This window comes from Galbibacter pacificus (assembly GCF_029603165.1).
GTDB classification, from domain to species: domain Bacteria; phylum Bacteroidota; class Bacteroidia; order Flavobacteriales; family Flavobacteriaceae; genus Galbibacter; species Galbibacter pacificus.
Window position 1 is genome coordinate 706374 of sequence record NZ_JAQSVC010000002.1, and the last position, 13633, is coordinate 720006.

A 13633-nucleotide genomic window follows, 5' to 3' on the forward strand; every position below is an offset into this window, starting at 1 on the left:
AAACAGTTATGATAGTAGAATTAGAAAAAGATAATTTGGCCGAATTGGTTGCTGAAAACGATACCGTACTGGTTCAGTATTCAGCCGGGTGGTGTGGTAATTGCCGTATCATGAAGCCTAAGTTCAAGAAATTTTCGCAAGAAGCAGAAAACGCAACATTTGTAATCGTTGATGCCGAGAAATTTCCTGAATCCAGAAAGCTGGCAAGCGTTGATAATTTACCAACCTTCGCAGCTTTTAAAAATGGCGAGGTTGCCAAGCAGGTACAAACAAACAAGACAGACGTTTTAAAATCTTTTATTGATGAAGCTACCAGTAATTAAACAGCTTTCTGGCTTTATTGAAGCGAACGACGAAGATTATGTAATTGAAGCCATTGAAACATTGGAAGCAATTACCGAAGTTCCTTCTTTAAAAGATGAAGAGCTGGATACCATTGGCGAGTTAATTTCCAATATGTACGGAGCTTTGGAAGTCCAAAAGATGATAAAAGAAAACGGAATGAGCCAAAAGGAAGCAGTAAACGCTTTCATGAAACGGGTACTTGGTTCTATCGATAAATAGAATTATCCCGGTTGGGAAAAAATTGCAAAGAAAAGAACAGAAAAGGTTGCCAATATTGGCGGCCTTTTTTGCTTTAATACCGCAAATATTAATACCTTTATGCAACAAAAAAATAATTAACATGAGCACAGTAACATTAAAGGGAAACAAAATACACACCTCTGGGGAATTACCTGAAAAAGGAAGCGCTGCTCCCGATTTTTCATTGGTAAAAACAGACCTTTCATCAGTTTCGTTAACCGATTTTAAGGGCAACAAAGTAATACTAAATATATTTCCAAGCGTAGATACCGGAACGTGCGCCGCTAGCGTAAGGGCTTTTAACAAAGAAGCTTCAGAATTAAAAAACACCAAAGTGCTTTGCATTTCAAGAGACCTGCCTTTTGCGCTTTCCCGTTTTTGTGGTGCCGAAGGGCTAAACAATGTCGTATCCCTATCCGATTTTAAAAATCACCGCTTCGGAAAAGATTATGGCCTGGAATTTATAGACGGTCCCCTCGAAGGCCTGTTAAGCAGGGTTGTGATCGTTCTGGACGAAAATGGAAAAGTACTTCATGCCGAACAAGTTCCCGAAATTGTAGACGAACCAAACTACCAAGCCGCACTTAATGCAATACATGCTTAATGAGCTTACTTATAAACAGATTAAAAAGCATAGGGTACGCTTTTAAAGGAGCGTACCTTCTCATAAAAACAGAGTCCAGCATACAGATCCAAACGGTACTAGCCGTTTTGGTAACCCTTGCCGGCTTCTACTTTGAAATTTCCAAAACCGAGTGGATCCTACAAATCCTCACCATTGCCTTGGTTATAAGTATTGAAGGCCTAAATACTGCCGTAGAAAAAATAGCCGACTTTATCCATCCCGACCATCATTATAAAATAGGTTTTATAAAAGACATTGCCGCGGGAGCCGTCTTTATTGCTGCCATAAGCGCCATTGTGGTTGGTTGCATTATCTACATTCCTAAAATATTTTAAAAATATAAATAGAAACTGTACGTTTGTAATTTGTATTTTTGCGATTAAACATAATGTAGCCAATGGCCAAAAAAAAGACTAAAACAAGTAAAACATCTTCCTCTAAAAAACTTCCATCATTTAAAGTTTCCAACCAACAAAAAATTATTTTTGGGAGTTTGTTAATGCTTATTAGCATTGCATGTGTAATTGCTTTTATTTCGTTTTTTTCAACATGGCAACAAGACCAAAGTCTTCTTAAAGAGTTTGGCGACAGGCAGGCCGAGGCCAAAAACTGGCTCAATAAATTCGGGGCTTCCATAAGTCATTTGTTTATATATAAAGGATTTGGTATTGCAGCTTTTATTTTTCCTGTCCTCTTATTCCAAACGGGGTTTTATTTATTTTTAAATAAAAGTTCCAAGCAATTAATCAACAGATGGTTTTGGGGCATTATTGTTAGCATTTGGCTGGCCATATTCTTTGGTTTTTTTGCAGATGATGCTCCCCTATTGGGCGGTGTTGTAGGTTTTGAAATGAACGATTTCCTCAGGGCCTATATAGGCGTTATTGGCGTAGTACTTTTGCTCCTCTTTATATTTATAACTTATTGCGTGGCACGCCTCGGTATAACCCCGCAAAAAATAAAATCGCTGTTCCTTACCACGCAAGAAGAATTCAAGGCCGCTTTTAAGTCGAATAAAGTAAAGGCCGAAGCCGAAACAAACACAGCTGAACAACAGGAAGAAGAAACCAAGACAGCTGCTATAAATTATGCTACGGATGCCGATACCACTTCGGACGTTGATATTGAAAATTCTTTTGAAGTAAAAATAGCCGAAGAAGAAAGCCCGGCCGTTTCAACTAAACATCCATCGAATACTGAAGAAAAAGACGATGAACTTAAAATTGAAGTTGAAAAAGTAGAAGAAGAAAAAGAAGAATCCGACAATTTATCGGATAGGCTGGTAAAGGATTTTGGGGAATTCGACCCAAAACTGGCGCTAAGCAACTATAAATTCCCTACCCTCGAACTCTTAAACGATTACGGCTCCGGTTCCATTACCATAAACCAGGAAGAACTGGAAGAAAATAAAAACAGGATTGTAGATACATTAAAAAACTACAAAATAGATATCTCCCAGATAAAGGCCACCATTGGCCCTACCGTAACCCTATACGAAATTGTTCCGGCAGCTGGGGTGCGTATTTCAAAAATTAAAAATCTGGAAGATGATATTGCACTTTCCTTATCGGCTTTAGGTATCCGGATTATTGCCCCCATCCCGGGCAAAGGTACCATTGGTATAGAAGTGCCCAATAAAAAATCTACCATCGTTTCGATGCGGTCGGTAATCGCGGCCAAAAAATTCCAAAATGCCGAAATGGAACTGCCCATTGCTTTCGGGAAGACCATTAGCAACGAAACCTTTGTGGTAGACCTTGCCAAAATGCCCCACTTGTTAATGGCCGGGGCCACTGGACAAGGTAAATCGGTTGGTCTAAATGCCATTTTGACCTCTTTATTGTATAAAAAACATCCGGCAGAAGTAAAGTTTGTCTTGGTCGACCCTAAAAAAGTGGAACTTACACTGTTTAATAAAATAGAACGCCACTTCTTGGCAAAACTGCCAGACAGTGAAGAAGCCATTATTACAGATAACACCAAGGTTATTAACACCCTAAACTCCCTTTGTATTGAAATGGACAATCGCTATGAGCTGCTTAAAAATGCCATGGTGAGGAACATTAAGGAATACAATGCCAAGTTTAAGGCCCGCAAACTCAACCCGAACGACGGGCACCAATTTTTACCGTATATAGTTTTGGTTATCGATGAGTTTGCCGATTTGATAATGACCGCCGGAAAAGAAGTAGAAACGCCCATCGCACGATTGGCACAGCTTGCCCGTGCTATTGGTATACATTTAATTATTGCCACCCAAAGACCATCGGTGAATGTTATTACGGGAATTATTAAGGCCAATTTCCCGGCACGCGTTGCTTTTAGAGTAACTTCTAAAATAGATTCCAGGACCATTTTGGACTCTCCCGGAGCCGACCAGTTAATTGGCCGCGGTGACATGCTTTATACCCAAGGAAACGATTTAACAAGGCTTCAATGTGCTTTTGTGGATACCCCAGAAGTAGAAAAAATAACCGATTATATTGGCGGTCAGCGGGCATACCCAGATGCACATTTACTGCCAGAATATGTAGGCGAAGATTCTGGCACAGGAGTTGATATTGATATATCAGAACGCGATGCTTTATTTAGGGAGGCAGCCGAGGTAATTGTAATTGCCCAGCAAGGATCGGCTTCCCTTCTGCAAAGAAAATTAAAATTAGGCTACAACAGGGCCGGAAGAATTATAGATCAACTGGAAGCTGCCGGAATTGTTGGCCCTTTTGAAGGAAGCAAGGCAAGACAAGTGTTGGTTACCGATATGGCAGCACTGGACCAGTTATTAAGCAATGAATAAAATTTGTCGATTTTTAAATTAAAATTATCAATAATGAAAAAAGTATTTTTTTTAATAACAACCATCATTTTATCTTTCTCAGTAAACGCACAAAAAGACCCTAAGGCCAAAGCGCTTTTAGACGATGTTTACAACAAGGTAAAAAGCTACGATAATATCTACATAGACTTTAAGTATGCGTTGGACAACAGCGCAGAGAACATCCACCAGGAAACCAAAGGAGATGTTACCATTCAAGGCGATAAATATGTGTTTAACTATCTTGGGGCCACGAAGATTTTTGATGGAAGTAAAACCTATACCATTATCCCTGAAAATGAAGAAGTAGTTATTGAAGTTAACGAAGGCGATTCTGAAGGCAATATTACACCTTCAAAAATGCTTACTTTTTATAAAGAAGGCTATAATTACAGCTGGGACATCCTTCAGGACATAAAAGGAAGGAAAATTCAATTTGTAAAATTAACCCCCATTGATTCCAATTCAGAAATAAAAGAAATCCTTTTGGGCATAGATGCCCAGACCAAACATATCTATAATTTAATAGAAGTTGGGAGCAATGGTACAAAAACAACCATTACCGTTAATTCTTTTAAAACAAACGAACCCATATCCAAATCTATGTTTACCTTTAACCAGGCTAAATACGACGATCTTGGGTATTACATAATCGAAAATTAAGTTACTTAAAAAATACACAGGCACTTACAAAAATTAGGGGAGTGAAAATATTAGACAGATACATCTTATCCCGATTTCTTTATAATTTCATCAGTTCGTTTGTTATACTGATGTTTATCTTTATTTTTCAGGCAATTTGGTTTTTTATAGACGAATTTGCGGGAAAAGATATAGATTTGGCAATTGTGGGGAAGTTTCTGTTCTACTACTCCCCCAACCTTGTCCCCAACGTACTTCCGCTTACGGTGCTTTTGGCTTCTATCATGACATTTGGCGCCCTGGCCGAGAATTATGAGTTTGCTGCCATGAAAGCATCCGGAATATCGCTGTACCGGGCCATGAGGCCACTTATTATTTTTATTACCTTTTTAAGCGTTGGTACTTTCTTTTTTGCCAATAATGTTATTCCCGCTGCCGAATACAAATCGTACAACCTACGCAGGAACATTGCACAGATGAAACCCGCCATGGCAATTACAGAAGGGGTTTTTAGCAATGTTGGCGAAGATTTTAGCATGAAAGTAGATAAAAAGCACGGCAACAACGATAATTTACTGGACAATGTAATTATCCACCAACTTACCGATGGCGGGCTTAACAACACCGTTATCAAGTCCGTGGACGGCGAATTAATAAGCAGTAAAAATTCCAATATCCTTCAACTAAAACTAATTGACGGAAATTACTATAAAGACTTAAAAGCATCTAGCCGCGACAAGCGCGATAATTACCCCTATGCAAAAGCAAGCTTTGATAGTTATACCATTTACATGGACCTTACAAATCTAAACAATGTCGATTTAGAAGAAGAAAAGGTCAAGAACACCTTTAAAATGCTAAATGTAAGCGAGTTGGACTATGCCATTGATTCCTTAAAACAAGACAATAAAAAGATATTTAGCAATTTTGGCGAAAATGTGTATAAGCGCACCGGTGCGGCGAACCTTCAGTTAAAAAAAACCTCAAAACCATCTCCCGTTAAAAAAGACGATATTGCTGAAAAGGAAGAAAAAACTACCGATGTTCAGCAAATAAAGTCAAAAATTGAAAAGAACATAGATAGCGTTGTGACTATTTTTGAAGATTATAGGCAAAATCAGCTTATAGACATGGCCCTTAATACCGTAAAAAATACAAAATCTACATTAGAGGGAAAAAAATGGGACTTGAGCAGAAGGATAAAATTGTACAACCACCATATTTTGTCACTTCACCAAAAATACTCGTTGGCCTTTGCCTGTTTTATACTCTTTTTTGTGGGCGCCCCGCTTGGCGCCATTATAAGAAAAGGAGGATTGGGCCTTCCCATGGTACTGGCCATTGGTTTGTTTCTTACCTACCATTTTATAGGAATATTTACAAAAAACTATGCCGAAGACGGCAGCATTCCTCCTGCAATTGGTGCTTGGATAGCCACAATTATTATGCTTCCGTTGGGAATTTTCTTAACGAGAAGGGCAACTGCAGACAAAGCTGTTTTTGATGCCGGGAATTTAATAGCCAGTATTTCAGGACTTTTTAGTTTTCTTAGGAAGAAAAAGTCAGAAGAATCAAAATAAAGGCCTTTCTGCAAAAGCAACTATTTTAATATGAAGCATAACGGTATGTTTAATTTTCAATGGGAAAAATTTACGTACTTTTGATAAAAATTTGCAATGAACACTCAAACAATAATGTCTACGTCCGATATTCAACTAAACACCATAGAAGAAGCCATTACCGATATAAGAAACGGAAAGGTTATTATTGTGGTAGATGATGAAAATAGGGAAAATGAAGGAGATTTTGTAGCCGCCGCCGATAAAGTAACGCCGGAAATGATAAATTTCATGGCCAAATACGGCCGCGGGCTTATTTGTACCCCGCTAACCGAAAAAAGATGTAAAGAATTAGATTTGCACCCCATGGTGGGCAATAATACCGACCCCATGGAAACTGCCTTTACGGTTTCGGTAGACCTTCGCGGTTATGGCGTTACTACCGGGATTTCTGCCGGAGACAGGGCTAAAACCATTAAGGCCCTAATAGACCCAGACACAAAGGCCTTTGAACTGGGAAGACCCGGACATATTTTTCCATTGGTTGCCAAAGAAGGCGGTGTATTACGCCGTACAGGACACACCGAAGCAGCAATCGACTTTGCACGGTTGGCCGGATTAAACCCAGCCGGGGTTATTGTAGAAATCATGAACGAAGACGGTTCCATGGCCAGACTCCCAGAACTGTGCCAAGTTGCCAAACAACTCGATCTAAAAATTGTTACCATTGAAGACTTGGTTGCATATAGAATGCAGCACGATAGTTTGATTGAAAAGAAAGAAGATTTTGATATTGAAACCCGTTTTGGAAAATTCAGGCTTCGGGCGTACAAGCAAACTACCAACGACCAAGTACATATTGCCCTTACTAAAGGCTCTTGGAACATACACGAACCCGTTTTAACCCGGATAAATTCTACCTTGGTAAACAACGATATCCTTGGCACACTTACCAGCAATGCCGATAAAAAATTGGACGATATGTTCAAGCAATTAAACAAAGAAGGCAAAGGCGCCATTGTTTTTATAAATCAGGAAAGCCATTCTTTAAACTTACTTAAAAGATTAACGGAATTAAAAAAATTACAGGCAGAAGGAGAAATGAGAGCTCCAAAAATAAATATGGACGCCAAAGATTTTGGTATTGGTGCCCAGATTTTGCACGATTTGGATATTTCAAAAATCAGGTTAATGTCCAATTCTTCACAAACAAAAAGAGTGGGAATTATTGGCTACGGACTTGAAATAGTTGAATACGTAGGGTATTAAAAGTTAATTTACGACCTAATTATCGCTTTTGCTTTTTCTTTGGCCGGAGTATTTTCAAAAACATATTCCAACAATTTAGCAATTTCCTCGGTGTTTCTGTCGTTCTTTTTATAAAGCTTGAATAAATTTTTATTTAGGCCGTTAAGTAATGCTTTCATTTTAGAACCACTTAAAAGGTAATATTTCCCGGTACTCAAATCCAGTAAAACATTGTTATTTTGGTTCCCTATTAAAGCACCCATTAAACCGAAAGTAAACGACAAGGCGGCAACACTATTTTCATTTACAAAAGTATCGTTAAACAGTAGAAAGTCGTCTACTCTTTTTGTTTTGATATAATGTTTATCTTCCGAATATATTGTGGCGTTTAAATAGATATCGCTCCCGTTGGAATATGCATAAAAGGATGGTTCTTTTTTATTGTCAGATTCAAAGTAAAGCTTGTCATCCTTCCGTTTCTTTTCCTTCAAACCAGAATCGAGAATAGATTGATTTCTGTACAATTCTGAAAATGAAGGATAAAAACCTTCTTTGGGCGGTACTCCTTCAATGAGTAGAGAGATAATCGTTTTATTTTCAATTGAAATCACATTCGTTTCTTTTGATAGCGCTGCAATATTCTCATTGAATTGATTCAATCCATCGTTTAATAATTCACGTAAGCGATCATCATGCTTTGAAGTTGCATCCATAACTGCATTTTTAGTGATGCTCTTTACATATGAATCGAGTAAGTAATACGTGTTCCCGGATTTCTTTTTGAGAAAGTCCATGTTAATAACAGCTGTACCTGTTTCACTGGCAAAACCCGTTTTCTCTGAAACCAATAATTGATTTATCCTTATTGTAATTGCAGATAAGCTATCATTTTTATTGGGAAGTAGTCTGTTAAAATAATTTTGAAGCGTAACGCTAAAACTATCGGGGAACACGGCAGGAACAACTTTATTAAATGGTCCTTTTTGGGCAAACCCTATGTTTTCTTTATAAATTCTATTATCAACAACGTTGTCTATATAAAATGAGGCATGAAGGACTTCTTCATCTTTAAAATCGAGCAAATCAACCACATGATTTTTTCCTTCTTTCTGGGAAAATGCATGAAAGCTGACCAAAATAAATAGAAATAATAGGTAATGTATCTTCATTATAGAATTATTTAGGAACTGCTAATAAATGAAAAAATAATCTACAAAAAAAGCAGTTTCTTATTGAACTGCTTTTTTTATTTAGAAAACTCTATAATAACCTATTATGCACCAACACAACAAGCGTTTAATACACTTTTCATTTTCTGGGCACGTGCTTTAACTTCTTCTTCTGTCCAACTTAATTTTATCAATACAGAAATAGTCCTTCCCAACCAATGGTCTGATTGACCAAAGTCTTGCGAATGATAATCGGGAAGCCCATTAATTACTTCTTCGGGCAATTTTCCTAAGCTTTTTAAATCCTTTAGGTGATCCCATTTTTTTATGTAGTGCCAATTATTGTCGAACCAATAAAAACAACCATCTACCCCATTTTCGCTCAAAGCCTTATGTACTTCCCTGGTCGTGGCCTCGTCTGGCATGAAAAAGCTTAGAAAGGAATAATTTTCTTCTCCGCCATCCGGAACACGCCTCATGCTTACTCCAGGAATGTTTTCAATAGCTTTTCTTAAAACGGTATAATTTTTCTTCTGAATCAACAAAAACTCGTCCAAACGCTGTATTTGTGCCAAACCAACGGCTGCATTCAACTCCGAAATCCTATAATTATATCCAAGGAAAGGATGTGCTTCTGCTCCCCTATCTTTTCCTGTATGGTCATGCCCATGATCGGAATAATGATCAGCATGAACCGCATATTTATCATTATTGGTAATTATGGCCCCGCCTTCACCGCAGGTAATGGTTTTTACATAGTCAAAAGAAAAGCAACCTAAATCTCCATAACTTCCCAGAGGTTTCCCGTTGTAACTTCCACCAATGGCCTGACAAGCATCTTCAAGAAGCAATAAGTTGTGTTTGGTACATATTTGCTTTAATTCTTTTAATTGTGCCATGGAGCCGCACATATGAACCGGCATAACCACCTTTGTTTTGGAGGTAATTGCTGCTTCAACTTTCTTTGGGTCCAAAGTCAATGTATCATCTATATTTACCAAAACAGGAACTGCCCCAAGTGCTATAATCGACTCAAAACTAGCAACAAAGGTAAAAGTGGGCATGATTACCTCGTCTCCGGCACCAATACCTGCGCTAGCTAAGGCTATGGTCAACGCCGATGTCCCGCTGCTTACCAATTGTGTATGTTTTACCTTCATTCTCCCGGAAATTGCTTTTTCCAGTTCAACGGTTTTCCAATGCCCATTACGCATTCCGTCAAAACCATAACGCATTAACACTCCGCTTTCCAGCACATCGTTAACCTGTGCCCTTTCTTTCTCTCCAAAAAGTTCAAATCCTGGCATTTTTATTATTTTATCATTGCTTAATACACAAATGTAGCTAAAAGCACATCTATATGGCAAATTTTAAATGACTAATCCTTTTAGTCGATTTCTATAATACTGTCGCTTATTGGTTTACGAACTTTTTTAAATCCAGAAAACATATCGTCTTTGGCACGGTAACCAACCGGCAAAGCCAATACCGACCTCAGGTTTTGGGTATGCAGATTTAAAATTTTGTCGTATTCATCAGCTATAAAACCTTCCATTGGGCATGCATCTATTTCTTCAATGGCACACACTGTTAAAAGATTGCCCATGGCCAAATATGCTTGGTTTTTTGCCCAATTGATTATTTCTTCTTTAGATTTACTTTCAAAATCATTGATTAAAAAATCCTGAAAAGGCTCCAAAATGTCTTCCGGGGTATTTCTAACATGCTTTACCCGGTTAAAGTAGTTTTTAATATAGACACTATCTATTTGGTCTTCAATACACACAATCAATATATGGGAGGCATCTGTAACTTGCGGCTGGTTCCAGGAAGCTTCTTTGAGCTTTGATTGTAGCGCTTTATTGGAAACCACCAGTAATTTTACCGGTTGCAGGCCATAAGAAGTCGCTGTTAAATTAAACGCTTTCTTCAAAATATCTATTTTATGTTGGGGGAGTATTTTGGAATTATCGAATTTTTTAACAGCATAGCGCCATTCTAAGGCATTAATTACACTCATTATCAATCGTTTTTATACAAAAATAAGGTATTGCGACATATTATGCTTACTTTTTTGTAAGGATATCCCTATAATACAAATTGATAAGAAAAATATCTTTCTGATAGTCAACCCGAAAAAAAATATTTAAAAAAAAGTATATTTTAGTCTTTCATGAATTAAAAAAGGTTTCTATATTTGCACCCGCAATGGAGAAATGGCAGTCCCGATAGCTATCGGGAGGTCGAAGCGGCAAACGCCTCCAATGAGCAGTACTGGAGAAATGGCAGAGTGGTCGAATGCGGCAGTCTTGAAAACTGTTGAGGGTCACACCTCCGGGGGTTCGAATCCCTCTTTCTCCGCTGAGAGCGTAACAATCTCAAACAAAATCCCGTAAAACACCAGTGTTTACGGGATTTTTCATTTTATGGCATTTCATTTAAATTTAAAGAATAACAATAGAAAAGAGAAGAATTCTATTTGTAGTATCCTTTTTATAAATGCATTAATATATTAATTGTAGCCCCGTTGGGGTCTTTTACAAAAAACCTCCTTACGCCCCATTCTTCATTGGTAAGTGGATATACAATTTCAATTTTTTGTTCTTTTGCGCGGTTGTACAGGTAATCAACATTGGAAACTTCCACAGAAATAAAGATAGCTGTATTGTCCAAAGGTTTGTTCCCGGTGTTTTTAAAAACAGAGATTTGGGCCGTTGGGTTGTCGTTGGATATAAATGTTAATATCCAGCCCATGTCCATTGCTAGCTTCATCCCCAGGAATCCGTTATAAAATTGCTTACTGCTTTCTATATCGTTTGAATATATATTAGGAACCACTCTTTGTATGCCAGTATCTTTCATTGAATAGTTTTTTGTTTGAATTTTAGTCACCTTTAATTAATAAAAATATTTTTGGCATATTTTAACAACACATAAGCTTTCCATATTAAAAAATTGCCAAAATATTAATTTTAAGTCACTTACCCTTTAAATTATACATAACTTTAAGTATGTTAATAGTGGCGGATATCCCAATGGTACAGGGATTTTAACCCGCATACTACATTTAAAACACAAATAGAAAGATAAAAACAATATGCTTAAATTCAACAAACTTGGTAAGAAAGAAATTGCTGAAATTGTTACTATCCTGGAGCAGGATGAGGAAGTAAATTGTTCGTTGCCCGGAGGAGGATTATTACATATTGAATCGGGATTACCCTACATGGTGGTATATAGAAGGCATAAAGAAAGAAATCATTTAAAGCGTATTGCCGTAAATGAGGCTTCATATTTACTTATTGGCAATAAGGATTTTAAAAAATTTCAAAAATTAATTATCGCTATTTCAGATGTGCTTTCTGCAAAGTATAAATCGTTTCTAGTCCTTGAACTTTTTCTGGCAAAAAGCAAGACCAAAACCTTCAAGATTAAAGGACCGGAAGATATTTTACCGTCATTTTTAAAAACTTTAAAAGAAGCTTTAGACAATTTAGGCAACAACGCTTCTAACGGGCATCTTACTTCAACCATTGAAAATACTACCAAAAGGCAGCCAGAAGAAAAAGCAGCTTTATTAACAATTGGTAAGGCCAAACAATGCGGGGCATTATTGGTGGGCCTCGAAGTGCCACCCGTTTTTTACGATGAAAAATGGAGGTTTTACCCCGTATATTTTAGAGAATTTAAAGACGCGCTTATTAATGCCATTCACAAAGCTATATTTGAATATGTAAGGGTGCAAACTTCGTGTGGGGTGCAAAGTTATCAAGCCCTTGGTAGGCAATCGTTGAAAGAAAAAGTTTTTGAAATCGATAGGAAACTCTCTAAAATAGAGCGTTCATATAAATTTTTATGGTTGGTATCGCCATCTAACATTTACAATATCAAAAAAACTTTTTTTGAATCGGGATACCATAAAATATTAAAATACCACTACCGCTTGTTACCCATAGACCCCGATATTTTAAAGCGTAACCTCTATAACTTAAGAATTGAGGAAGTAGACGATCCCGCCATGTCTCATTTATTCCGACAGAAAAGAGAGGAACTCGATCTACAGATATCAATGCTAAGTGAACGCGGAACCCCTAACTTCTTTTACAACAGCATTAGACTCTACGGCAACGTCGATGCTATATTGCACGAAACTGCCAAAGCAATACTTACCGAACTCCCGGAAGAAACAGAAAGAGAAGATTGCCCCTCCATGGACGCTATGGAATTTAGCGCCTTTGCAAGAAAGGAATTTGCCTATTTTAAAGACCAGAATACCGATTTTAAAAGCAAGATACACTTGCGTAAGGACGTAAATATTATGATGGTAAACCAAGGCGAATTGTACATTCCTGCCGATTATAAATCTTGTAGAACCGAAGCAAAAGCACTTATACAGCACGAAGTGGGCACTCATGTGCTCACTTATTTTAACGGAAGCAAACAACCTTTGGAACAATTATCTACCGGACTGGCCGATTACGATACCTTGCAGGAAGGCATTGCCGTTATGTCTGAATACCTCTCTGGAGGGCTTACGGTAAACAGGCTGAGAATACTTGCCGGAAGGGTTATAGCCGGAAAGGCTCTTATTGACGGTGGTAATTTTAGGGAAATCTTTAATTTGTTGTTCTCCCAATATGGTTTTTCCAAAGAACACGCCTTTAATATTACCTCGAGGATAATGCAAGGGGGCGGTTTCTTAAAAGATATTATCTACCTAAAAGGCTTGGTGAAGCTTCAGCAATATTTAATTGACGATGGCGATTATGAACAACTATTTGCCGGAAAATTTGGGTTTCACCATATCCACATAATCAACGAGCTTATTCAGCGTAAGGTTCTGCATAAAGGAACATTAAAACCAAGTTATGTATATGAAGACTTTTACGAAGACAGGCTTCAGAAGATAAAAAACGGCATGCCCATCCCGAAAATGGCCATAAAACAGACCGAGATGAGCAATACCGCATAAAAATTACTTAAACAAAAA

The 13633-nt window shown here is 37.7% G+C and carries 13 protein-coding genes and 1 tRNA gene; 10 read left to right on the forward strand and 4 right to left on the reverse strand.

Going from position 1 to position 13633, the window contains the following annotated elements; translation table 11 throughout:
- Nucleotides 1–8: 8 nt before the first annotated feature.
- From PSF86_RS07630 to ribB, 8 genes are all read left to right on the forward strand, one after another.
- The gene (locus tag PSF86_RS07630) at nt 9–323 is read left to right on the forward strand and encodes a thioredoxin family protein (RefSeq protein ID WP_277899466.1); all 315 of its coding nucleotides are present in this window, start codon (nt 9–11) and stop codon (nt 321–323) included.
- A complete protein-coding gene (locus PSF86_RS07635; protein ID WP_277899467.1) occupies nt 304–564 on the forward strand; it encodes a DUF6952 family protein in 261 nt (86 codons plus the stop codon). Before PSF86_RS07630 ends, PSF86_RS07635 begins: the two co-directional genes overlap by 20 nt.
- 121 nt (nt 565–685) lie before the next feature.
- Nucleotides 686–1189: a thiol peroxidase gene (gene tpx / locus PSF86_RS07640; protein ID WP_277899468.1), complete on the forward strand. Its 504-nt coding sequence runs from the start codon at nt 686–688 to the stop codon at nt 1187–1189.
- A complete protein-coding gene (locus PSF86_RS07645) occupies nt 1189–1545 on the forward strand; it encodes a diacylglycerol kinase (protein WP_277899469.1) in 357 nt (118 codons plus the stop codon). Before tpx ends, PSF86_RS07645 begins: the two co-directional genes overlap by 1 nt.
- Before the next feature lie 62 nt (nt 1546–1607).
- On the forward strand, nt 1608–4007 hold the full coding sequence (locus PSF86_RS07650) for a DNA translocase FtsK (protein WP_277899470.1): 2400 nt from the start codon (nt 1608–1610) through the stop codon (nt 4005–4007).
- 33 nt (nt 4008–4040) lie between these two features.
- A complete protein-coding gene (gene lolA1, locus PSF86_RS07655; protein ID WP_277899471.1) occupies nt 4041–4688 on the forward strand; it encodes an outer membrane lipoprotein periplasmic chaperone LolA1 in 648 nt (215 codons plus the stop codon).
- Between the two features lie 110 nt (nt 4689–4798).
- Nucleotides 4799–6247 carry an LptF/LptG family permease gene (locus tag PSF86_RS07660; protein ID WP_407933317.1) on the forward strand — a complete coding sequence of 483 codons (1449 nt, stop codon included), beginning with the start codon at nt 4799–4801 and terminating at the stop codon, nt 6245–6247.
- Between the two features lie 96 nt (nt 6248–6343).
- A complete protein-coding gene (gene ribB, locus PSF86_RS07665; protein WP_277899473.1) occupies nt 6344–7495 on the forward strand; it encodes a 3,4-dihydroxy-2-butanone-4-phosphate synthase in 1152 nt (383 codons plus the stop codon).
- A gap of 8 nt (nt 7496–7503) precedes the next feature.
- Here the strand turns inward: ribB and PSF86_RS07670 are convergent, their stop codons facing one another.
- The 3 genes from PSF86_RS07670 to PSF86_RS07680 form a co-directional block, all read right to left on the reverse strand.
- Nucleotides 7504–8643 (reverse strand): DUF6563 family protein, encoded by a 1140-nt coding sequence (locus PSF86_RS07670; RefSeq protein ID WP_277899474.1) that lies wholly within the window; start codon nt 8641–8643, stop codon nt 7504–7506.
- 104 nt (nt 8644–8747) lie between these two features.
- Entirely contained in the window at nt 8748–9950 is a 1203-nt protein-coding gene (locus tag PSF86_RS07675; RefSeq protein ID WP_277899475.1) for a DegT/DnrJ/EryC1/StrS family aminotransferase, read from the reverse strand.
- 80 nt (nt 9951–10030) lie between these two features.
- Nucleotides 10031–10663: an NAD(P)H-dependent oxidoreductase gene (locus PSF86_RS07680; RefSeq protein ID WP_277899476.1), complete on the reverse strand. Its 633-nt coding sequence runs from the start codon at nt 10661–10663 to the stop codon at nt 10031–10033.
- A gap of 256 nt (nt 10664–10919) precedes the next feature.
- Here PSF86_RS07680 and PSF86_RS07685 point away from each other — a divergent pair.
- A tRNA-Ser gene (locus PSF86_RS07685) sits at nt 10920–11004 on the forward strand.
- 132 nt (nt 11005–11136) lie between these two features.
- Here the strand turns inward: PSF86_RS07685 and PSF86_RS07690 are convergent.
- On the reverse strand, nt 11137–11505 hold the full coding sequence (locus PSF86_RS07690; RefSeq protein ID WP_277899477.1) for a VOC family protein: 369 nt from the start codon (nt 11503–11505) through the stop codon (nt 11137–11139).
- A gap of 235 nt (nt 11506–11740) precedes the next feature.
- Between PSF86_RS07690 and PSF86_RS07695 the strand changes: the two genes are divergently transcribed.
- Nucleotides 11741–13615: a peptidase MATCAP family protein gene (locus PSF86_RS07695; RefSeq protein WP_277899478.1), complete on the forward strand. Its 1875-nt coding sequence runs from the start codon at nt 11741–11743 to the stop codon at nt 13613–13615.
- Nucleotides 13616–13633: the final 18 nt, after the last annotated feature.